At 74.1% G+C, this 21254-nt stretch carries 20 protein-coding genes and 1 tRNA gene; 11 read left to right on the top strand and 10 right to left on the bottom strand.

Annotated features, from left to right (window positions below; all coding sequences use genetic code 11):
* Window positions 1–150 precede the first annotated feature (150 nt).
* Window positions 151–1992 (top strand): peptidoglycan-binding domain-containing protein, encoded by a 1842-nt coding sequence (locus ACFOSY_RS19085; protein WP_394308368.1) that lies wholly within the window; start codon window positions 151–153, stop codon window positions 1990–1992.
* A gap of 108 nt (window positions 1993–2100) precedes the next feature.
* Here the strand turns inward: ACFOSY_RS19085 and ACFOSY_RS19080 are convergent, their stop codons facing one another.
* Entirely contained in the window at window positions 2101–2769 is a 669-nt protein-coding gene (locus ACFOSY_RS19080; RefSeq protein ID WP_394308366.1) for an HAD-IA family hydrolase, read from the bottom strand.
* Window positions 2770–2945: 176 nt separating this feature from the next.
* Window positions 2946–3527: a TMEM165/GDT1 family protein gene (locus ACFOSY_RS19075; protein ID WP_394308364.1), complete on the bottom strand. Its 582-nt coding sequence runs from the start codon at window positions 3525–3527 to the stop codon at window positions 2946–2948.
* A gap of 401 nt (window positions 3528–3928) precedes the next feature.
* Here ACFOSY_RS19075 and ACFOSY_RS19070 point away from each other — a divergent pair, with 401 nt between their 5' ends.
* From ACFOSY_RS19070 to ACFOSY_RS19055, 4 genes are all read left to right on the top strand, one after another.
* Window positions 3929–4573: an HNH endonuclease family protein gene (locus ACFOSY_RS19070; protein ID WP_225655913.1), complete on the top strand. Its 645-nt coding sequence runs from the start codon at window positions 3929–3931 to the stop codon at window positions 4571–4573.
* A 112-nt stretch (window positions 4574–4685) separates the two neighbouring features.
* Complete coding sequence (locus tag ACFOSY_RS19065; RefSeq protein WP_394308360.1) at window positions 4686–6332, top strand: alkaline phosphatase D family protein; 1647 nt, start codon at window positions 4686–4688, stop codon at window positions 6330–6332.
* 343 nt (window positions 6333–6675) lie between these two features.
* Window positions 6676–7128, top strand: coding sequence for a DoxX family protein (locus tag ACFOSY_RS19060; RefSeq protein ID WP_394308358.1), 453 nt, complete (start codon window positions 6676–6678; stop codon window positions 7126–7128).
* Window positions 7129–7484: 356 nt separating this feature from the next.
* On the top strand, window positions 7485–8084 hold the full coding sequence (locus tag ACFOSY_RS19055) for a DedA family protein (protein ID WP_394308353.1): 600 nt from the start codon (window positions 7485–7487) through the stop codon (window positions 8082–8084).
* A 211-nt stretch (window positions 8085–8295) separates the two neighbouring features.
* Here the strand turns inward: ACFOSY_RS19055 and ACFOSY_RS19050 are convergent, their stop codons facing one another.
* Window positions 8296–8532, bottom strand: a complete 237-nt coding sequence (locus ACFOSY_RS19050) for a DUF2277 domain-containing protein (protein WP_394308351.1) — start codon at window positions 8530–8532, stop codon at window positions 8296–8298.
* A 109-nt stretch (window positions 8533–8641) separates the two neighbouring features.
* Here ACFOSY_RS19050 and ACFOSY_RS19045 point away from each other — a divergent pair, with 109 nt between their 5' ends.
* Window positions 8642–8989, top strand: a complete 348-nt coding sequence (locus ACFOSY_RS19045; protein WP_394308349.1) for a hypothetical protein — start codon at window positions 8642–8644, stop codon at window positions 8987–8989.
* 61 nt (window positions 8990–9050) lie between these two features.
* Here the strand turns inward: ACFOSY_RS19045 and ACFOSY_RS19040 are convergent.
* Window positions 9051–9122: transfer RNA gene (locus ACFOSY_RS19040), tRNA-Val, on the bottom strand.
* Between the two features lie 219 nt (window positions 9123–9341).
* On the opposite strand from ACFOSY_RS19040, the gene ACFOSY_RS19035 reads away from it, so the two are divergent.
* The 3 genes from ACFOSY_RS19035 to ACFOSY_RS19025 all read left to right on the top strand — a co-directional run bounded on the left by ACFOSY_RS19035 (window position 9342) and on the right by ACFOSY_RS19025 (window position 11911).
* Window positions 9342–10148 (top strand): DUF4097 family beta strand repeat-containing protein, encoded by an 807-nt coding sequence (locus tag ACFOSY_RS19035; RefSeq protein WP_394308347.1) that lies wholly within the window; start codon window positions 9342–9344, stop codon window positions 10146–10148.
* Between the two features lie 74 nt (window positions 10149–10222).
* Window positions 10223–11653: a hypothetical protein gene (locus ACFOSY_RS19030; RefSeq protein WP_394308345.1), complete on the top strand. Its 1431-nt coding sequence runs from the start codon at window positions 10223–10225 to the stop codon at window positions 11651–11653.
* A gap of 36 nt (window positions 11654–11689) precedes the next feature.
* Window positions 11690–11911 carry an FmdB family zinc ribbon protein gene (locus tag ACFOSY_RS19025; RefSeq protein ID WP_380796377.1) on the top strand — a complete coding sequence of 74 codons (222 nt, stop codon included), beginning with the start codon at window positions 11690–11692 and terminating at the stop codon, window positions 11909–11911.
* Window positions 11912–11935: 24 nt separating this feature from the next.
* Here ACFOSY_RS19025 and ACFOSY_RS19020 read toward each other — a convergent pair whose 3' ends face one another.
* Both ACFOSY_RS19020 and ACFOSY_RS19015 read right to left on the bottom strand, forming a co-directional pair.
* Window positions 11936–12583: a response regulator transcription factor gene (locus ACFOSY_RS19020; RefSeq protein WP_394308344.1), complete on the bottom strand. Its 648-nt coding sequence runs from the start codon at window positions 12581–12583 to the stop codon at window positions 11936–11938.
* Window positions 12574–13716 (bottom strand): sensor histidine kinase, encoded by a 1143-nt coding sequence (locus ACFOSY_RS19015; RefSeq protein ID WP_394308342.1) that lies wholly within the window; start codon window positions 13714–13716, stop codon window positions 12574–12576. Before ACFOSY_RS19015 ends, ACFOSY_RS19020 begins: the two co-directional genes overlap by 10 nt.
* Window positions 13717–13869: 153 nt before the next feature.
* On the opposite strand from ACFOSY_RS19015, the gene ACFOSY_RS19010 reads away from it, so the two are divergent.
* Window positions 13870–14694, top strand: a complete 825-nt coding sequence (locus ACFOSY_RS19010; RefSeq protein WP_394308339.1) for a DedA family protein — start codon at window positions 13870–13872, stop codon at window positions 14692–14694.
* A 70-nt stretch (window positions 14695–14764) separates the two neighbouring features.
* On the opposite strand, the gene ACFOSY_RS19005 is transcribed toward ACFOSY_RS19010, so the two are convergent.
* Genes ACFOSY_RS19005 through ACFOSY_RS18995 form a run of 3 tightly spaced genes read right to left on the bottom strand, consistent with a single transcriptional unit; the run spans window position 14765 to window position 19253 of the window.
* Window positions 14765–15574 (bottom strand): HAD family hydrolase, encoded by an 810-nt coding sequence (locus ACFOSY_RS19005; protein WP_394308337.1) that lies wholly within the window; start codon window positions 15572–15574, stop codon window positions 14765–14767.
* Entirely contained in the window at window positions 15574–18048 is a 2475-nt protein-coding gene (locus ACFOSY_RS19000; RefSeq protein ID WP_394308335.1) for a phosphoribosyltransferase, read from the bottom strand. The genes ACFOSY_RS19005 and ACFOSY_RS19000 overlap by 1 nt, the downstream gene beginning before the upstream one ends.
* Before the next feature lie 38 nt (window positions 18049–18086).
* The gene (locus ACFOSY_RS18995) at window positions 18087–19253 is read right to left on the bottom strand and encodes an HpcH/HpaI aldolase/citrate lyase family protein (RefSeq protein ID WP_394308333.1); all 1167 of its coding nucleotides are present in this window, start codon (window positions 19251–19253) and stop codon (window positions 18087–18089) included.
* Window positions 19254–19427: 174 nt separating this feature from the next.
* On the opposite strand from ACFOSY_RS18995, the gene ACFOSY_RS18990 reads away from it, so the two are divergent.
* Window positions 19428–20414 carry a TerD family protein gene (locus ACFOSY_RS18990; protein WP_394308331.1) on the top strand — a complete coding sequence of 329 codons (987 nt, stop codon included), beginning with the start codon at window positions 19428–19430 and terminating at the stop codon, window positions 20412–20414.
* An 84-nt stretch (window positions 20415–20498) separates the two neighbouring features.
* On the opposite strand, the gene ACFOSY_RS18985 is transcribed toward ACFOSY_RS18990, so the two are convergent.
* Complete coding sequence (locus tag ACFOSY_RS18985) at window positions 20499–21236, bottom strand: TerD family protein (RefSeq protein WP_394308329.1); 738 nt, start codon at window positions 21234–21236, stop codon at window positions 20499–20501.
* Between the last annotated feature and the right edge of the window lie 18 nt (window positions 21237–21254).

The raw sequence follows: 21254 nt of genomic DNA, 5'->3' as shown, positions 1-21254 counted from the left end.
CAGAGGTTCTCGTATCACCCTCCATCGTGATCGGAGTGTCCGTTTATGGCCTGTTGAGTCCGAGCGGAAGTCCGCATTCCGGGGGCGCACGAACAAGAGTGTGAAGAAGATCTGCATAATCTCTGGAGTTCGCGAGGGGAGGGATCACGCGTGGACCAGCCGAACGGGCACCCGTGCCCGGAATGCGGTGCGCCCAGGCACGCCGACAACACGCCGTCGTGCGGCTGCGCCCGCCGCGCCGCCGACGCCCTCCGCGACGTCCGCACGGCCGAGGCCGCCGCGGCGGAGGACTTCGACCCGCTGCGGATACGCCCGTACGTCGAGTTGAGCAGCACTACGCCGGACGGGTTGCCCCAGGCAACGGACCCGGGGTCGTTGTCGACGCCCGAGGCGCGGAGGGGGGACGGGTCCCCGGACTCCCCCGACGCCACGATGACCCTCAAGGCGATACGCCTTGACGCGGCGGAGCGCGGCGGGGTGACGGCGTCTGGGCCGGCGGGCGGGGGCGAGGCGGCCGACGCAGGCGGGTCGGCCGGCGCTGGGGCGCCCGGCAGCGGGGCCGCGGCGACCGGCGTGAGCGCCGCGCGCGGCAGCCGCGCCGACGACACGACACCCGGCCGAGCAGGCGCGTCGGCCGACGCGAGCGGGTCGGCCCGCACCGGAGCGCCCCTTACCGGGACCGCAGCGAACGGCGCGAGCAGCGCGCACACCGGCGGCCCCGCCGACCACGCGACCCCCGGCCCGGCGTCCGCACCCGGCGAAGGCGGGCCGACCGGCGCGGGCGGACCGACCGGCACCGAGGCGTCGCCCCGTGCCGGGGCCGCAGCGGCCGGCACGGCCGGCGGAAGCACCGCGCACACCAGCAGCCGCCCCGACGACACGACGCCCTTCCCCGCGTCCGCACCCGGAGCGGGCGGGTCGGTCGGCTCGATGGCGCCCCACGCCGGAGCCGGAGCGACGGGCGCGAGCACCGCGCACGTCAGCAGCCCCGCCGACGCGGCGTCCCGGTCGGCCGGCACCCAGGCGCCCCGCACCGGAGCCGCAGCGAACGGCGCGAACGCCGGGCACGCCCACAGCCCCGCCGACTCAACCCCCGGCACCGCGCACCGCGCCCCCGCGCCCGGCGCATCGCAGCCCCCGGCGGACGCCACCATGACGCTGCGCGCCGTCCGCCCCAACGGCGCCGCGCCCGGCACCGGGCAGCCCGGCGCGACCCCGGCCGGAGGCGCCGACGCCCCCTCCCTCCCCACCCCCCTGGCCCCCGGCACCGCCCAGCCGAACGCCGACGACCTGGGCCTCTTCGACGACTCGACGCGTCCGCTCCGCGCGGTGTCCCCGGGCGCGGCCGCCCCTCGCCCCGATGACGCCGCGCCGCGCAAACGCCGCCGGCGCGGTGCGCTGATCGTGGCGTCCGGGGCCGCCGTGGCCGTCCTGGGCGCGGCGGGCTGGGCGAGCGGGCTGTTCTCGTACGACACGCCGTCACGGAACACCGCCGCCCCGGACGACGTCAGGGCGGGCCTGCCGGACGCGTCGTCGGCGGCCCCTTCGGCGGAGGTGTCCTCCGAAGCCCCGTCCGTCTCCCCCGGCGCGTCCGCGTCGGCCTCGGACTCCCCGGCCGCGAGCGCGAGCGCGTCCGGGTCGCCGTCGCCCTCGGAGTCCAGCTCCGCGCCGAGCGCGTCCGCGAGCACCGAGCCGTCGGCGACCCCCTCGGCCGACGCCGAGTCGTCCGCGCCGGCCGTGGCCCCGGAGCCGGAGGAGCCGGTCGACACCGCGCCCGTGCTGCGGCGCGGCGACCGGGGACCGGAGGTCGTCGAGCTCCAGCAGCGTCTGCGTCAGGTGTGGCTGTACCAGGGGGACACGAACGGCCAGTACGGCCGCCGGGTGGAGGAGGCCGTGCGCCACTACCAGTGGTCGCGGGGCATCAACGAGGAGCTGGGCGTCTACGGCCCGCAGACCCGTGCCCGCCTGGAGGCGGAGACCGGGACGCCGTGACGGGCCGGCGGCAACCCGCGGCCCGTCACCCCCGCGCGACGCTCATCGCGCGGCACTCCCCGCGCGGCACTCGCCGCCCGTCACTCCCGGCCCGTCGCTCCTGGCCCGTCACTCCGAGACGTGCAGCAACATCGTGCCCTCCGGCGTGCGCTCCACCCGTACCTGGGTGAGGTCGCGGACGACGACGTCCGGCCGGTGGAAACCGGCGCGCGGGCCGATGCCGACCACCCGCATCCCGGCGGCGCGCCCCGCGGCGATCCCCGCGCCGGAGTCCTCGAAGACGACGCAGTCGGCCGGGTCGACGCCCAGTTCGGCCGCGCCCTTCAGGAAGCCCTCCGGGTCGGGCTTGCTCGCGCCGACCGACTCGGCGGTGATCCGCACCGCGGGCTGTTCGAGGCCCGCGGCGGCCATCCGCGCCGTGGACAGGGCGACGTCCGCGGAGGTGACGAGCGCGTGCGGCAGCCCGTCCAGGGAGGCGAGGAACTCCCGGGCGCCCGGTATCGCGACGACGCCCTCGGTGTCCGCGGTCTCCTCCGCGAGCAGCCGGGCGTTCTCGGCGTAGTTCTGTTCCATGGGGCGGCCCGGCAGCAGCAGGGCCATGGAGGCGTAGCCCTGCCGGCCGTGCACCACCTTCATGACCTCGTCGCCGTCCAGCCCGTGGCGCTCGGCCCAGCGGCGCCAGATGCGCTCGACCGAGGCGTCGGAGTTGACGAGGGTGCCGTCCATGTCGAGCAGGAGGGCGCGGGCGGGAAGTACGGCGGTGGCGGTGGCCGTCATGGGCTGCTCCAAGGCGGTAGTGCGGGACCGTGGAGGCGGTTCCCGTGCGGGACAGAGCGGCCCCGCCCGCCGGTCAGGGAAAACGGGCGGGAGCCACTTTGTTCAACCACGGTACAAAACATCCCGGCCTCCCGCCACCGCCTCCACGGGGTGTTCACCGACGGGACGGCCGCGGGTCACCCGGCGACCGCCTCCCACAGGCTCCACACGCCCAGGCCCAGCATGAGCAGCGCGGCGATCCGCGTGATCAGCTTCAGCGGCACCCGCTTCATCAGCGCCTTGCCGCCGACGATGCCCAGACCGGCCACCGCCCACAGCGCCAGCACGGCGCCCAGGGCGACGGAGAGCGGGTCGTCGTAGCGGGCGGCGAGGTTGGCCGTCATGATCTGCGTCAGGTCGCCGAACTCGGCGACCAGGATGAGCATGAACCCGGCCCCGGCGACCTTCCAGAAGGACTGGTCCTCCGGCTTGCGGATCTCTTCCTCACCCTCGTCCTTCTTGAGCAGCAGCATCGCCGCGCCCGCGAGGAAGAGCACACCCGTGACCGCGTGCACGAGCTGCTGCGGCAGCAGGGTCAGCACACTGCCCGCCGCCACGGCCAGCGCGACATGCACCGCGAAGGCGGCGGCGACGCCGGCGAAGACGTACGAGGCGCGGTAGCGGGTGCCGAGGACGAGACCGGCGAGCGCGGTCTTGTCGGGCAGTTCGGCCAGGAAGACGACGCCGAAGACGACGGCCGTCACGGTCAGGCTGATCAACGGTTCCTCAATCGGTCGGGGCCGCCCCACCGAGAGTGATGAGCTTTCGCGCAAGACGCCTCGGCACGGCAGCACACTCGGCGCCCGCACCGTGGGGCGCGGGCGTGCACTGCTTGCCGAAGGTCTCGCTGGCGACACCCGTGACGGGTGGGCCTCCGGGCGCCGGCTCAGGCGGGCTGAGCAGTATGTCGACGGTCCGGCGAAGAGCTACTCCCCTTCTGCGCCGTCCATCGTACGCGACGCCCGCGCGCGGCCTCGTACGCGGAAACTTCACACCTGAACCATAGACGTGTCATGAGCGCGTCATTAACTTCTTACCGGACCCTCGCCTCCCGGCAACAAGGCGCCGCGAGCATTCCCCTGCACGCACGCCAACGCCCGCACCCCACAAGGGAGTTCGCATGTCGAAGTTCTACGCGCGTCGACGGCTCAGCATAGCCGCGGCACTCACCGGACTCATAGCCTCCGTCGGGCTGTTCAACGCCCCGGCCGCCTCCGCCGCCCTCCCCACCCCGGTCAGCGCCGCCACCGCCCGCAGCTATCTCGCCACCCTCGACGTCCGCACCGAGAGCCGCACCGGCTACGACCGCGACCTGTTCCCGCACTGGATCACCCAGTCCGGCGCCTGCAACACCCGCGAGACCGTGCTCAAGCGCGACGGCTCGGGCGTCGTCACCGACTCCTCCTGCGCCGCCACCAGCGGCAGCTGGTACTCCCCGTACGACGGCGCCACCTGGTCCGCCGCCTCCGACGTGGACATCGACCACCTGGTGCCGCTCGCCGAGGCCTGGGACTCCGGCGCGGGCTCCTGGACCACCTCCCGGCGCCAGGCCTTCGCCAACGACCTGACCCGCCCGCAGCTCCTCGCCGTCACCGACAACGTCAACCAGGCCAAGGGCGACCAGGACCCCGCCACCTGGATGCCGTCCCGCACGGCCTACCGCTGCACCTACGTCCGCGCGTGGGTCCAGGTGAAGTACTACTACGACCTGGCCGTCGACTCCGCGGAGAAGTCCGCGCTCCAGGGGTACCTCAACAACTGCTGACGCCGCGCGGACGACCGCCGAGGCCGCGCGGCCCCGAATTGCCGGGCGCGCAAATCTCCCCGGTGACCTCCGTCGCTGCGTACCGTACGGGGCGACGGAGGAAGGGGTCACCATGGCCGGACTGCGGCTCGGACCGCTGCTGAGGTACGTCGACGGGTCGTCCGCGACCGTCTGGGCGGAGACGGACGGCCCGGGCACCGTCGAGGTGCGCTGCCCGGACGGCACCGGCGGGACGTCCGGCACCTTCCAGGTGTGCGGCCACCACTACGCGCTGGTCCGGGTCACAGGCCTCACCCCGGGCACGACGACCCCGTACGAGGTCTTCGTGGACGGCGAACGGGTGTGGCCGCTGACCAGGGAGCCGTTCCCGTCGTTCCCGCCGTCGGTGATCCGCACCCCTGCCGGCGACGACCGGGCGCGCATCTCCTTCGGCTCCTGCCGCTGGGCCTCCCCGCCCACCGGGGAGCCCGACCCGGTGGGGCCGGACGCCCTGGACGCCCTCGCCAAGCGCCTCGCCGCCGACCCCGACGGCGAACGGCCCGACGTCCTGCTGCTCCTCGGTGACCAGGTGTACGCCGACGAGACCTCCGACGCCACGAAGGAGTGGCTCGCCAAGCGCCGCAACCTGAGCGAGCCGCCGGGCAGCCAGGTGGCGGACTACGAGGAGTACACCCACCTCTATTACGAGTCCTGGCTCGACCCGCAGGTGCGCTGGCTGCTGTCCACCGTCCCCACCTGCATGATCTTCGACGACCACGACGTCATCGACGACTGGAACACCTCCGCCTCCTGGGTCGAGGACATGCGCGCCACCTCCTGGTGGCGGGACCGGGTGCTCAGCGGGCTGATGTCGTACTGGGTGCACCAGCACCTGGGGAACCTCTCCCCCGCCGACCTCGACGCCGACCCGCTCTACGCGGCCGTGCGCGAGGCGCCCGACGGCACCGGCGCGCTGCGCGACTTCGCCTCCCGGGCGGAGGCCGACGCGACGGCGGTGCGCTGGAGCTACCGGCGCGACTTCGGCCGGGTGCGGCTGGTCATGGTGGACAGCCGCGCGGCCCGGGTGCTCGAGGAAGGGCGCCGCTCGATGCTCGACCGGGACGAGGCCGCCTGGCTGCGCGCCCAGATCTTCGACGACCGGGGCTCCTACGACCACCTGCTCGTCGGTACGTCCCTGCCCTGGCTGCTCCCCCACCTGGTGCACGACGTCGAGGTGTGGAGCTCCGTGCTGTGCCGGGGCGACAAGGGCCCGCGCTGGGCGCGGCTCGGGGAGAAGCTGCGGCGCGCGGCGGACCTGGAACACTGGTCGGCGTTCCCGGACTCGTTCGAGGAGCTGGCGGAGCTGCTCGCCGAGGCGGGCAGCGGCCCGGACGCGCCCGCCACGGTGTGCGTGCTGTCCGGGGACGTCCACCATGCCTATGTCGCCGAGCCGGACTGGCCGGGGCGCGCGGCGCCCGAGGCGCGGGTGGTGCAGCTGACCTGCTCCCCGGTCCACAACTCCATCCCCGCCTCGATGCGGGTGGGCTTCCGCTTCGGCTGGAGCGCCGCCGCGCGGACGCTGGGCCGGCTGTTCACGCTCCACGGCGGCCTCGGGCGGCCGCCGGTCGGCTGGCGCAGGACGGGCGGGCCGTGGTTCGGCAACCAGCTGATGACGCTGGCCACCCGGGGGCGTTCGGCGGTGCTGCGGCTGGAGCACGCCCGTCAGGAGGGAGCGGGGGTGCGGCTGCGGCGCGTGATGGAACGGCAGTTGAGCCGGTGAGGCGGCCGAGTCGCGGAGCCGGTGAGGTGCCCGGCCAATGAGCCGGTGAGGTGCCGGGCCGCTGAGCCGTTGGGGCGTCGAGCCGCCGTTGCTTTCGGGTACCTGTGGGTTTGCTGTGCGGCGGGGGGGCGGTTCCGGTCATGCCGGTGATCAAGGGGGTGCCTCGGGGCGCGTGGTGACGTGCGGCGGGGGTGCGCGGGAGGGGGTCAAAAGGGGCCGAAGTCGTGGCCAAATGTTGAACTTGCAAGCAAGTTTTAGGCACACCTAACGTGGGTCTCCGACTCGGTTCCGCCCCCCTGGACCGGCCTCATCCGGGGGCCGGCCCGACCGAAGGAGACCCCCCATGAACGGACGCCTCACCAGCGCCCAGCCATACGCCCTGGGCCTGTTCCGCATGGTCGTCGGCCTGCTCTTCGCCTGTCACGGCGCCGTGTCCCTGCTCGGCCTGTTCGGCGGCACGGACGGCAACGGCGGCACCGTCGAGACCGGTGCCTGGCCGAACTGGTACGCCGCCGTCATCGAGCTCGTCGGCGGCTCGCTCGTCCTGCTCGGCCTCGCCACCCGCGCCGCCGCGTTCCTGTCCTCCGGCGCGATGGCGTACGCGTACTTCAAGGTGCACCAGCCCGAGGCCCTCTGGCCCATAGAGAACAACGGCGAGGGCGCGGCCATGTACTGCTGGGCCATGTTCCTGCTGATCTTCACCGGCTCCGGCGCCTTCGGCCTGGACCGCCTGCTCGCCCGTCGCGCCTCCGCGCGGGACGGACGGCCGGCGGAACACACCCCCGTGGCCGCCTGACCGCACCGCACCACCGCACGACCCCGCACGACCGCCGACGCCTCCCCACGGCACCCGCCTCCCCAACGGCACACCGAGTCGCACAGGGCGCCCCCCGCCGCACAGGGCGGGGGGCGCTTCCGCGTGCGGGCGGGTTGGTCCGCGGACGCGGGAGGGGAGGTCGGACTCGGCGTCGGAGGGGGGACGGACGTCATGCGGGCGAACTCCGCGCAATGGGCGGGCGAACCCCCCGTGACCTTTCTGTCACTTACCGGGCGTACGCTGTATGGCTGTCATCGGCCTCTCCTGCCACCCCTGCCGCCTCCACCGCGACAGCGCGGCAGGCACGGGCCCACGGGGGCGTACGGGGAGTGCGAGTGGAGAGTGTCGGGTCGCTGGTCGGCAGCCCGTGGATCTACGCGGTGGTGGCCCTGTCGGTCCTGCTCGACGTGTTCCTCCCGGTGCTGCCCAGCGGGGTGCTGGTGATCACCGCGGCAACCGCGGCGGCCGCGAGCACCGCCGCCTACGTGCCCGACATCCTGGTGCTGACGCTCTGCGCCGCCACGGCCTCCGTCCTCGGCGACCTGGTCGCCTACCGCCTCGCCTGGCGCGGCGGCGCCCGCCTGGACCGGGCGCTCGCCCGCTCCCGTCGGCTGCGGGGCGCGCAGGAACGTCTCGGCGCGGCGCTGGCCCGGGGCGGCGGCGGTCTCGTCGTCCTCGCGCGGTTCGCCCCGGCCGGCCGCTCGGTGGTCTCGCTCGGCGCGGGCGCCGCCCGCCACCGCGCCCGCGACTTCCTCCCCTGGTCCGCCCTGGCGGGCCTGACCTGGGCCGGCTACAGCGTCGCCCTCGGCTACTTCGGCGGCCAGTGGCTCGGCGCCACGTGGCTCGCCGCAGCGGTCTCCGTCGGCGCCCTGCTCGCGGCGGGCGCGGGCGCGGGCTACCTGATGCGCAAGCCGCAGCCGACGGAGGCGCGCTAGGCGCCCCAGGGACGCGGGGAACTGCGCGACCAACCACAACACAACCCGCACCCGGCGGACAACAGCCACCGGCACCCCAGTAGCCGAGGGGGCGGCAGGCACCCTCAGGGGCGCGGGGAACTGCGCGACCAACCACAACACAACCCGCACCCGGCGGACAACAGCCACCGGCACCCCAGTAGCCGCGGCGAGCGGGGGGCGGCGTCGCCATTCAGCTCGCGGCACCCTCGCGGGCCGGGGCTCCCCGGACCTCCAGGCCGTCCAGCAGCTCGGCCGTCGCCTCGGCGATCGCCTCGACCGCGCGGTCGAACACCTCACGGTTGTGGGCGGCCGGCGCACGGAAGCCGGACACCTTCCGCACGTACTGAAGCGCGGCGGCGCGGATGTCCTCCTCCGTGGCCTCCTCGGGGAGCGCGGGCGGACGCAAAGTCTTGATACTCCGGCACATGACCCCAGTCTCGCGCCTCCCACCGCCCGTGGCCACGAAGGAATGAACACCGCCCCGGAGACCCCGGAACAACTCGCCACCCAAAATCGAACAGGCGTATCATTGGGCCGTGGCTGCGACCTATGACTTTCCGAGTGACCTCCTCGCCGGTCAGGAGGAACTGCATCAGGTCCGGGCCGAGCTGTCGGCCCTGCTGAAGCGGCTCCCCTGGTCGGTCGAACCCCTCGACGGGTTCAGCGACGACAACGGCTGGCGCAAGATCGAGCGCCCCGCCTCGCCCGGCTGGACCGAGGACGAGCAGGCCGAGGTCGAGAAGCTCCGGCGCCGCGAGCACGAGCTCGCGGTGTTCGTCAGCACCCACCGCTACTGGTCCGAGATCACCGGCACCGACCGCGTACGGGCCCGCTCCGCGCTGAAGCACGCCCACGAGAGCGCGGACGAGGAGGACTCGCCGTAGCCCCCCGACGCCCCCCGACGGCACAGGGCCCCCGGAGACGCTCCGGGGGCCCTGTCATGTGTGGGCGCGGACGGTTTCGAACCGCCGACATCCTGCTTGTAAGGCAGGCGCTCTACCCCTGAGCTACGCACCCCTGACCCGCGCTCGCCGCCCGGGTCGAGTGGACAGACTACATGTCCGGGGTCACGGTCCCGCAAACCCCGTACGCCCCGGCAGGGGGGATATCCCCACTCCGGATCCGCCGGGCGGCCGGATCCCCTCCGGGCCCCCGCCTCCGTACGGTCGAAGACGTCCGGCGCCGCCGCACCACGCGGTGTCCGTCCGTCAGCCGTACGCCCAGGGGGAGCCCGTCATGACCGCCACCGCCCGCACCACCTCGCCCGCCCGCACCTCCCGTCCCGCGCGGCTGCGGGTCCTCGCGCTCGCGGGGGCCGCCGTGGTGCTCGGCGCGGCACTGAGCGCCTGCGGGACGTCGGCCGCCGACGACGACGAACCCGACCAGCGCACCTTCGAACTCCCCGGCGCCCGTCTCACCGTCGACTCCGACGAATCCGCTCTGGAGATCGTCGCCTCGGACGACCAGCCGGACGGCGAGATCGCGGTCACCCGGTGGTTCGAGGGCACCGTCGCCCTCGGCTCGGACCCGGAGGTCACCTGGTCCCTGGACGGCGACCGGCTGGTGCTGCGCGAACACTGCTCGGGCGTCGTCGCCGACTGCTCCTCCAAGCACCGCATCGTCGTGCCGCGCGGCGTCGCCGTCACCGTCGAGAGCGGCGACGGCAGCGTCCGGGCCGACGGCTTCCGCGACGCGCTGACCATCCGCACCAAGGACGGCTCGGTCCGCGTCGGCGACACCAGCGGCCCGCTGGAGCTGCGCAGCGGCGACGGATCGGTGCGCGCCGAGGTTTCCTCGCGCACCGTACGCGTCCACAGCGGCGACGGCTCCGTGCACCTCGTCCTCACCGCAGTGCCGGACCGGGTGGACTCCCGCAGCGGCGACGGTTCGACGACCATCGACCTGCCGCGCGGCGCCTACCGCGTGGACGCCTCCACCGGCGACGGCGCCGAGGACGTGTCCGTTCCGCGCGACGACTCCAGCCCTCACGAGGTGACCGCGCGCACCGGCGACGGCAAACTCACCGTCCGCACGGCGAACTGACGGGCCCGTGTGTTCGTCCTGTACCGGTGGGAGAATGACAACGGGCAGGGCGAACGACAGTACGGGAGAGGGATGTGACGGCGACACCAGCGCAGCCGTACTCGCCGTCGGAACCGCGCGTGCCTCGCCTGCGCCGAGTCCCGTTCCCCGTACCGGCGGGCCGGCGTGCCCGCCGCGCCCCTGGGCCTCTGCGTGACGCGCTCGCCCTGGCGGCCCTGCCGCTGGTCGCGGCGCTGGTGCTGCCCGCCGCGTTCGCCGGGGGCGGCACCCGGCGCTGGTTCGGCGGGCGCGCGGAGAACCAGCGCGCCGAGGCGCAGGCCGCCAAGGACGCCGCGGCCGCCGCCTTCTACGAACTCGACACCGCCCAGCGGGATCTGCGGATCTCCATCGAGACCATCACCGCCGTCGACGACTCCCCCGCCGCGCGCCGGGCCGTCGACGACTTCGCCGCGCTCGGCCGGCGCATCGACGAGGCCAGCAGCCGCTACATCAGCGCCGTCGACGCCCACGACCTCGACCGCGACGACCTGGACGCCTCCACGGCCTCCCGGGCCCGCACCGACCTGACCGCCGCCAAGGACGAACTGGGGCGGGTCAAGCAGGACCTGGACCGGTTCGCCGACGGGCTCGGCCCGCTGCTCGGCAAGGCGGAGACCCAGCTGGCCCGGCTCGCGCCCGCGGTCGAACGCGCCCGGCAGGCCCTGCTCGCCGCCTCCCAGGCCCTCGACACCGCCCGCGGCTCCGGGCTGACGGCCGACGACCTCGCCGCCCGGCTGGCCGCCCTCTCCCCCGAGCTGACCAAGCTGAACCAGGGCGCCGGGCAGCACGGCGTGCCCGGCACCCTGGACCGGGCCGCCCGCGTCACGCGCGAGGCCGAGGCGATCCGCGTGGAGGCCGAGCGGCTGCCGGAGCGGGCCGCCGAGATCGACCACCGGCTGGTCTCCCTGCGCACCCGCGCCCAGGCCCTCACCACCCGCTCCGAGCAGGTCGAACCCGTCCTGAGCGAACTGCGCCGGCGCTTCACCGCCGCCTGCTGGCAGGACCTCCAGGGCGTGCCCGAGCTCGCCGAACGCAACGTCCGGCAGGCGGAGGACCGCCTCGCCGAGGCCCGCACGGCCCGCGACGCACAGCGCTGGGCCGACGCCACCTCCCTGCTGTCCACCGCACGGGCCCTGCTGAACACCACCGACGAGGCCGTGTCCGCCGCCGGGGACCGCCTGCGCCGCCTCAACGCCGTGCAGAAGGACCCGGAGCAGGAGATCGAACGCACCCGGTTCGCCATCCGGGACGCCCAGCGGCTCGCCATGGCCGGCCGCAACACCCCCGACCCGCGCCACGCCCGCCCGCTCGACGACGCCGTGGCCCGGCTGGAACGCGCGATCGCCGGACTGGAGGGCCGCCACCCCGACTACTGGCACTTCCTCACCGAGACCGAGGCGGTCCGGGAGGCCGCGAGCCGCGTGGTGGCGCAGATCCGGGAGGAACGCGGCGCCGGCGCCAACTGACCCGCCCCCTCCTGCCGGTCCGGTTAGCCTGTGCCCATGCCTCGCTACGAATTCCGCTGCCGCACCTGCGGCGACACGTTCGAACTGAGCCGTCCGATGGCGGAGTCCTCCGCTCCCGCGGCCTGCCCGGCGGGCCACGACGACACGGTCAAACTCCTTTCCACGGTCGCGGTCGGCGGCACCGCCTCCGCGTCCGCCCCGGCCCCCCGCGCGGGCGGCGGAGGCGGCGGCTGCTGCGGCGGGGGCTGCTGCGGCTGACCCCGCGCCGCCCGGCCCGGCGGATCAGCTCCCCAGGTAGCGGAGCACCGCCAGCACTCTGCGCGAGTAACCCTCCCCTCCGCCCGCCAGTTCGAGCTTGTCGAAGATCGCGTTGGTGTGCTTCTCCACCGCGCTCTGCGAGATGTGCAGCCGCCGGGCGATGGCCGCGTTGGTGTGTCCCTGCGCCATCTCGGCCAGCACCGAACGCTCCCGCGCGCTGAGCCGGGCCAGCGGATCCACGTGGGTGGTGCGGCCGAGCAGCTGCCGGACGACCTCCGGATCGAAGGCGGCCCGCCCGGCGGCCACCCGCTCCAGCGCATCCAGGAACTCGTCGACCTGGACCACCCGGTCCTTCAGCAGATAGCCCACCCCTTCCGACTCACCCGTCAGCAGCTCCGTCGCATACCGCTTCTCCACGTACTGCGAGAGCACCAGCACCCCCACCTCGGGGCGGCTGCGGCGGATCTCCAGGGCCGCGCGCAGCCCCTCGTCCGTGTGCGTGGGCGGCATCCGGACGTCGGCGACCACCACGTCCGGCGGTGTCGCGGCGACCGCATCCATCAGCCGGTCCGCGTCGCCGACGGCGGCGAGCACCTCGTGCCCCTCCTCCGCCAGCAGCCGCACCAGCCCCTCCCGCAGCAGGATGGAGTCCTCGGCCAGGATCACGCGCACGGCAGCTCCGCGGTCACCAGCGTCGGCCCGCCCGGCGGACTGCGCACCTCCAGCCTCCCGTCCAGGGCGGCCACCCGCCGGGCCAGCCCGAACAGGCCGCTGCCCGACGCGTTCGCCCCGCCCCGGCCGTCGTCCTCGACACTCACCCGCAACGCTCCTTCCTCCGCTCCGACCGCGACGACTATCCGGCTCGGCGCCGCGTGCTTCACCGCGTTGGTGACGGCCTCGCAGACCACGAAGTAGACGACCGTCGCCACCGGCCGCGACGGCTCCCCGCTCAGCTTGTACTCCACCCGCACCGGGACCGACGCCCGCTCGGCGACCGTCTCCAGCGCCGCCCGCAGCCCCGCCTCGTCCAGGGTCGTGGGGTAGATCCGCCAGGCCACTTCCCGCAGGTCGTCCAGGGCCTGCCGGCTCTCCTCGTGCGCCTGGCGCAACAGCCGGTCCGCGCGCTCGGGGTCCTGGCTGCGCAGGGCCCGGCCCAGCAGCATGCCGAGCGCGACCAGCCGCTGCTGCACCCCGTCGTGCAGGTCCCGCTCGATGCGGCGCCGCTCGTCGTTCACCGCGTCGACCACGGCCGCGCGGCTCGCGGACAGCTCGGCGATGCGCCGCTCCAGCTCCTCCTGGTGGCGGGGACCGAGCATGCGGCGGGCCAGCTTCCCCTCCAGCTCGGCGACCGCGAGTATCCCCTGCACGGTGAGGAAGAGCAGGAAGAGCCCGGCGAGGGACGTGTAGACGACCGCTCCGGTGTTCCGCACGTCGTCGACCAGCAGCCACAGGTACATCCAGGACGTGCCGTAGCCGAGGCCGACCGCCGCCGAGAGCATCACGACCGCGCCCAGCACGCCCAGGGCCCAGCGGGAGGCCAGATACTGCAGGGCCTGTCCGTCCTCGTACACAGGAGAGGTGTGGACCCGGAGCCAGACCCGCAGCCGGGCCCTCTCCAGCTCCGTCATCCTCCGCGCGCACGCGAGGACCGGGCGGAGCACGGCCCGGCGGGGCCGCGGCCAGGCCACGACGAGCAGGATCAGCAGGCCGGCCAGGACCGTCCCGAGCAGCTCGACGACGGCCGCGGCGGCCCCCCACATGAGACCGACCGCGCACCGCACCACACGCCGCGCCATGACTCGCATGATCGCGAGACTAGCCGGGCCGGCCGGGGGCACACACTGCGGAAAACCGCAATTCGCCCTGCGGAGAACCGCAAGGGACCGTGCGGAGAACCGCACCCGATCGTGCGGCTTTCCTCAGCGACCCTTCAGCTCCGATTTCCTAGCGTGGACGACATGACAGCCATCGCAGCGCAGACGATCATGGCGGCCTCGGACACGGACGCCGGACCCCGGTGGGTCAACGACCTGATGGACGCCCTCGGCGCGCCCGGGGCCGGCCTCGCCATCGCGCTCGAGAACCTCTTCCCGCCGGTGCCGAGCGAGGTGATCCTGCCGCTGGCCGGCTTCGCCGCGAGCAACGGGCGGATGGGCCTGATCGCCGTGCTGCTGTGGACCACCGCCGGCTCGGTGATCGGCGCGCTCGCCCTGTACGGGGTGGGGGCGCTGCTGGGCCGGGAGCGGACGCTGGCCCTGGCGGGACGGCTGCCGCTGGTGAAGGCCGCGGACGTGGAGAGGACGGAGGCGTGGTTCCTGCGGCACGGGCCGAAGGCGGTGTTCTTCGGCCGGATGATCCCGCTGTTCCGCAGTCTCGTGTCCATACCCGCCGGGGTGGAGCGGATGCGGCTGCCGCTGTTCCTCGGTCTGACCACGCTGGGCAGCGCGATATGGAACACGGCGTTCGTGCTCGCGGGATACGTGCTCGGGGACAACTGGACGCAGGTGACGTCCGTCGTGTCGGCCTACTCGAAGGCGGTGCTGGCGGCGGCCGCCCTGGCCCTCGTGGCCTTCGTCGTCATACGCCTGTTCCGTTCGGGCGGCGGCAGCCGTCGCGCCGGCCGCGGCCCGGCGGGGGCAGGCTCCCGCGACGCGGACGGCGAGTCCGGCTCCGACGCGGAAGCCGGCGCCCGTGCCGGCCAGGACTCCGGCGCCCCGTCCGGGGACGCCCGCCCTGCGCGGCACCAGGCCGCCGACACCCTGAGCCTGCGCCGCCCCGGCTGATCCCGCCGCCGGCCCCGGCAGGGCGCCGGCCCCCGGCAGGGCGCGGGCCGACCCCCGGCGAGGCCCCCGCTCAGCGGGAGCGGACGGTGCGGAGGAACTCGCGGAGGATGCGTTCGCCCGCCAGGACGCCCCGCTCGGGCAGGGCGCGGACTCCGGGGGCCGTCCAGGAGGCCTCGGCGAGCTCGCCGTGGCCGGGGCGCCAGCCCAGGTCGGCGGCGAGGAGCAGGTCCGCGTCCAGGAGGGAGTCGCCCGCGGCGAGGGTCAGGTCGGCGCCGGAGCGCCGGGCGACCTCCCGCATGGCGGTGCTCTTGGTGAGCGGCTTGGGCACGGCGTAGATCTTGCGGCCCTGGAGGGACACCGTCCAGCCGCGGTTCTCCGCCCACTCCCCGAGTTCCTTCACCCACTCCTCGCGCAGCAGCTCGCGCTCCACGACGAGGTAGGCGAAGAGGTCCTCGGCGGTCCGGTGCTTGCGCACCCACACGGGGTCGGCGGTGCGCAGCAGGTGGTCCTGGACCTCGGCCAGCGGGGCGCACTCGTCGGCCAGCCGGGCCTGGACGCGCGCGTGCCAGTCCGGGTCGGAGACGCCGTCGACGAGCAGATGGCCGCCGTTGGCGCAGATCGCGTAGGTGGGAGGAGGTCCCGGGAGGTTGATGCGCTGGTACTGCTTGCGGGTGCGGGTGGTGGTGGGGACGAACAGGGCCTCGTCGCCCAGCTCGGTGAGGAGCTGGGCCGCGGTCTCCGTCAGGTAGGACAGGGGCCGGCTCTCGTGGACCTCCACGCACAGCAGCCGGGGCGCCCGCGCGTCGGGCATGGTCAGGGCGAGCGCGGCGGCGGAGTAGATGAGGGTGCGGTCGAGGTCGCTGGCGACGATGACGGGCATCAGCGGGTCACCGCCGTGCCGTCGGCGCCGGTGGCGCCCCGGGTGAAGCGGGGGTGGATCAGGCCGACGCAGGTGTAGGGCAGGCCGGGGACCTCCTCCACGGGGACGCCCCGCTGCTCGGCGAGGAGGCGGACGTGGTCGAGGTCGGCGCCGGCCCCGGCGCGGGCCAGTACCTTCCAGGGCACCCGGCGCAGCAGCACCCGGGTGGTCTCGCCGACGCCGGGCTTGACGAGGTTGACGTCGTGGATGCCGTACTCCTCGCTGATGCGCTCCACGGCGGCCCAGCCCTCCCAGGTGGGCGTGCGGTCGGCGGCGAGCAGGTCCTTGGCCTCGGCGCAGGCGGCCTCGGTGACCTCCTCGAAGCGGGCGGAGACGGCGTCCAGGAAGGCCACCGAGAGGTCGGCGTCGGCGAGTTCGCGGTAGTACTTCGCGCCGTGGTAGTCGTCCGGGCCGACCAGGTCGGCGCGGAGCACGGTGCGGGAGATCAGGCCGGAGACCGTGGAGTTGAGGCAGGCGGAGGGGATCAGGTAGTCCTCGCGGGTGCCGTAGGTGCGGACGCAGGAGCCGGGGTCGGCGAGGACCGCGATCTCCGGGTCGAAGCCGGTGACACCCTCGGCCTTCTCGAACGCCTCGACGGCCTGGGCGAGTTCGCGGGTGATGGCGCCCTTGCCGGTCCAGCCGTCGACGAACACCACGTCGCGCGGGTCGTGGTGGGCGGCCAGCCAGCGCAGGGCGTTGGCGTCGATGCCGCGGCCGCGCACGATGGAGACGGCGTAGTGCGGCAGGTCGAGGCCGTGGCGGTGCCGCGCCCAGCGGCGCATCAGGATGCCCACGGGGGTGCCGGCGCGGGCCAGCGACACCAGTACGGGGCGGGGCGGCCGTTCGGCGAGGACGGTCTCGGTGACCACGCCGACGGCGTGCGCGAGGCGGGCCGCCGAGGCGTCCAGGGCGTTGTGGAAGAGCCGCTGGTACTGCTCGCTCGGCTGGTACTCCACCGGCAGCGACTCGGCGTAGTGGGCGCCGCCGCTCTGGATGGCCTCCTCGCGCTCCTCGGTCGGCGCCTCCAGCGTCACGTCCGAGAGGTCCTGGAGCAGCCAGCCGACCTCCTCGGGCGCGTACGAGGAGAAGGCGGGGCCGCGGAGGGGCTCGGGCAGCATGGTGGCGGGCCTTTCGGGGGCGTCCTGGGCGACGGCGGGCACGTACGACGGTACGACCGCCAGGAGGACGTGCGGGGTGTGTTCGGCGAGCCGGGCGAGCAGGCCGCCGGGGGCGTGCAGCGCGGGGGTGTCGGCGGCCGAGTCGACGACGGCGACCACGGCGTCGAAGCCGGCGCCGGCGACGTTGTAGGCGTAGCGCTCGCCGGGGCCGTCGGCGGGGTCGTCGTGGGCGGGGAAGGCGAGGCGGGTGCGGATGGCGTACCCGGGGTCGTCGACCGCCAGGACGGGTGAGCGGGTGGTGGTGGAGAAGCGCACCTCGGCGGTGGTGGTGCGCTCCAGTTCCGCGGCCAGCCGCAGGGGGGCGTACATCAGTTCCTCGAAGCCGAGGATCAGGACGCGGTGCGCGGTTTCCGGGAGGGCGGTGGCTATTCGGTCCGCCATGGCGGGGAGGGCGGCTTCCAGCCGGGTGCGGTGGGAGGGCGTGAAGCCGTGACGGCCTCCGTCCGGGAGGCCGGCCGGCCAGCGGAGGTCCACTCGCGTGACGTTGCCAAGCGGCTGCGGCCCGGTGGGGGCTTGTCGCGCGGTTCCCCGCGTCCCCGAGGACGGCACCGCGGCCGTCTCATGTTCCGCGACCAGCTCCTGCCCCTTCTCCAGGACGCCGTCGGGCAGCCGCACCGTGCCCGACGCGGTCGTCACCAGGTCGATCCGCGCGCCGATCTCCCGGGCGAACCCCTCCAGCCGCCCGGCGTCCGCCGGCGACCGCATGTCGACCAGGGCGACCACCACGTACCGCTGCCGCGGATACCGCGCGTGCAGGTCGCGCACGGTGTTCAGGACCGTGTTCCCCGTCGAGAACTCGTCGTCGACGAGCACCAGCGGCCCGTCCCCGGCGAGCAGGGACGGGTCCTCGGGCAGCAGCAGGTGGGAGGTGGCGTGCGAGTGGGACTCCTCGAAGCCGCCGGCGGTGGCGACCCCGGCGACCGGCCGGCGCGTGGAGTGCAGGTAGGGCGCGGCGCCCAGGCCGTCGGCGACGGAGTGGCCGAGGCCGGTCGCGGTCTCGGCGTACCCGAGCACGACGGCCCGGCCGGCCGCGGCGTCGCCCAGCAGCTCCCGCACCTGGCGGCCGAGCTCGACGCCGTGCCCGTACACCACGGACGGCGCCTGGGGCACGTGCTTGCCGAGGACGTTGGAGACCAGCAGGTGGGCGCGCTTGGGGTTGCGCCGCAGCGCCAGCCCCAGCATCCCGCGCAGCCGTTCGTCGCCGGCCAGCTCGACGCCGAGCCGCTCGGCGACCCAGGTGCCGGACCAGGTGTTCACACTTCTCTCCCTCTCGGTCACTGAGCCGGACGCCCCGCTCACTCGGCCAGGCCGGCCGCGAGCAGTTCGACGAAGCCGATGTCCTCGTTGGCGACGCCGAAGACCGTGGCGCGCAGCAGGGTCCGTTCCGCCCAGGCGCGGTGCGGCTTCACCTCGTTCATCTTGTTCGTGTACGCGGACCGCAGTACACCCCCGCCGTCGCGTTCCGGCCGGAGGATGTCCTGGGCGTCGCTGAACTCCTCGTGGCTGACGACGGACAGCGCGTGCACGGGCAGCACGTGCGAGGGGTGGATGCAGGTCTTGCCGAGCAGGCCGTTGGCCCGGTCCAGGGAGATCTCGCGGAGCAGGCCGTCCATGGCGTGCTCGATGAGCTTCTGGCGCAGGGCCGTGGCCTCCACCTCCAGGAAGGGGCTCTGCCGCAGCTGCGGTTTGAACATGCGTTCCTGCACGTGGAAGTACTCCCAGACGGGCCCGGTCACGGTGAAGCCGGTGCCGTCGGCGCGGCCGAGCATGTTCACCACGTCGGAGATGACGGAGGCGACGACCTGGATGTCGTAGGCGGTCATGTCGGGGCCGCGGCGCAGCCCGTAGGAGGAGCAGAAGTCGGTGACGCCGAGGCGCAGGGCGAGGACGCGGTCGCGGTACTTGTCGACGGCGCGGAAGATGCCCTCGAGGGTCTCCACGCGGCTCTCGCGGTAGAGCAGCTCGGGCGACTCCAGCACGGGCATGGCGAACAGCCGGCGGCCGGAGGCGGACTCGGCGGCGGTGAGCGCCTCGAGGAAGGGCAGGCCGCGCTCGCCGGTGAACTTCGGCAGTACGAATCCGGACAGCACCGCGACGGCGGGGCCGAGGCGGCGGACCAGGTCGCCGATCTGCTCGGGCTCGCGGACCCGGACGAACAGCAGCGGCAGGTCCGCCCCGGGGCGTCCGGCGAGGTCGGTGAGCTGGCGGACCAGGTTCTCCTCGCCGGCGGCGACGTCGGCGTCGCTGATGGAGTCCTCCAGGCACAGCACCATGGAGACCACGCCGTGGGCGCCCTGCTTGAGGATGTCGTCGGCGAGCCGGGGCCGGGTGGCGGGGCTGTAGAGGGTGGCGCCGAGCGCCGCGGACAGCACCCGGGCCGGCGAGTCGGCGGTGAACTCGCAGGGCTCCCGATAGAAGAGACGTTTCCGCACCTCAGGGGCGATGTGCCCGAAATGACGCATTGAAACTCCCCCGTGGCAGTGATGGACTCTGTGAAAGGCCGGAAGGTGGCCGGTAATAGTACGTAGAGGTCCATGTCGGCGGTTCCCGCCGGGCATGAACTTCAAGTAACCCCGTGATGTCGGAGCCAACCCCCCGCGTTGTCGTGACCAGGACGGAGAAGGCAGGATGACCGCATGACGCACGCGATGCTGAAGGGGTCGAACGTTCCTCTCGAGGCCACCACGGTACGCGCCGTGCTGCGCTGGTCGCCCGGGCAGGGGGTGCCGGACGTGGACGCCTCCGCGCTGCTCCTCGGTCTCGACGGCCGCGTGCGCTCCGACGAGGACTTCGTCTTCTACAACCAGCCCCGGCACCCGTCCGGGAAGGTGTGGCGGCTCGGCAAGAAGCGCGTCGCCGAGGCCCTGACCGACACGATCCAGACGGACCTCGCCGGTGTCGAGTCCGGTGTCGGCCGGATTCTGCTCGTCGCGTCGGCGGACGGCGTCACCTTCGACCGCGTACGGGCGCTGCGCATTCTGCTGTACGACGCGCAGAACCCGGACGGCGAGGCCCTGGCGTACTTCGACGTCAAGCCGGAGACGGGCCAGGAGACCGCGCTGATCTGCGGCGAGCTGTACCGGCGCGGGGAGGGCTGGAAGTTCCGGGCGCTCGGCGAGGGCTACTCCAACGGGCTGAAGGGCCTGGCGACCGACTTCGGTATCTCGGTGGACGAGTCGGAGGCCGCCGAGGAGCCGGACGCGTCCGCCGCGCCGGGCACGCCCGAGCCGCTCGCGCAGACCCCCGGTTCCGCCTCGCCCGACGCGGTGACGACGCAGGTCCCGGCGCCGCCGGCCCCGGAGGTGTCCCGGCCGCTGCCGCCCGAGCAGCCGCCCGCGGGCGTGCCCACGCAGCCCGCGTACGGCTACCCCCCGCAGCAGCCCCCGGCCGCCCAGCCCGCCGCCGCCCAGCCCGCCTACGGCTACCCGCACCCGTCCAGCCCGCCCGGCTACGGCTACCCGCACCCGACGAGCCCGCCCGGCCAGGGCTACCCGGCGCCCGCGCCCGCCACGGCCGCCGCCCAGGCGGCGCAGGACAGGTACGGCTTCCCGCCGCCGGCCACGGGCGCGCCCGACCCGGACTTCCGGCTGCCCCCGCAGGGACCGCAGTTCATCGGCCGCTAGGCCGCACCGGCACAGGCACCGGAACCAGCGGCACCGACACCCGCACCGGACCAGAACCAGGACCAGGAACCGGCCGGCCGCGCCTCAGCGGTCGGCCTTGGTCTTGAAGCCCCGGCCCCACTGCAGGCCCCACCCGTACAGCCGGTCCAGCTCGGCCTGGAAGCCGTAGACGAACCGGACCTCCCGGCGCACGACGATCTCGTTCTTCACGTTCTCGATCAGCACCACCGCGCAGGAGCGGGCCTGCGGCTGGCGTTCGTCGAGGGAGATCTCGATGCGCGGGCCGTTGCTCGGGTAGAGCGTGACGACGGCCTTGGTGCGGTCGAAGGCGGGCGTCTGGTCGTAGATGTAGGCGAAGACCAGCAGGCGTTTGATGTTCTCCCGCTGGTCGAGGTTGACGTAGATCGTCTCGCCGGAGGCGGAGCCGAACCGGTCGTCGCCGCTGAGCTTCACGTACGGCGGGCCGTTGACGTCGCCGAGGTAGCCGCCGAGGGGCTGCACCACGCCCTTGGTGCCGTCCTGGAGCTCGTACAGGCACCCCAGGTCGAGGTCGACGTTGACCATGGACTGGCTGTGCCCGACGACCTCCGGCGGCCTGAGCGCCTTGAACGGGTGGCGCAGCAGGCTCTCGCGCTGCGGGCCGCCGAAGTCGGAGGTGCGCATCTGCCAGCTCAGGTTGATCCGCAGATGGCCGGTGGCCGCGCCCTGTTTGGTCAGCGACACATGGCTGTGCCGCTTGGTCAGCTCGATGGCGTTGGTGGCCGCGTTGCCGGAGTCGAAGTCGTCGTTCCGGCCGCGCCGCAGTCCGTCCAGTAAACCCATTCCCGCCCCACGTCCACT

Source organism: Streptomyces lusitanus (genome assembly GCF_042647945.1).
Taxonomy (GTDB): Bacteria; Actinomycetota; Actinomycetes; order Streptomycetales; family Streptomycetaceae; genus Streptomyces; species Streptomyces pseudogriseolus.
This window is presented reverse-complemented; position numbering and strand designations above follow the sequence as displayed.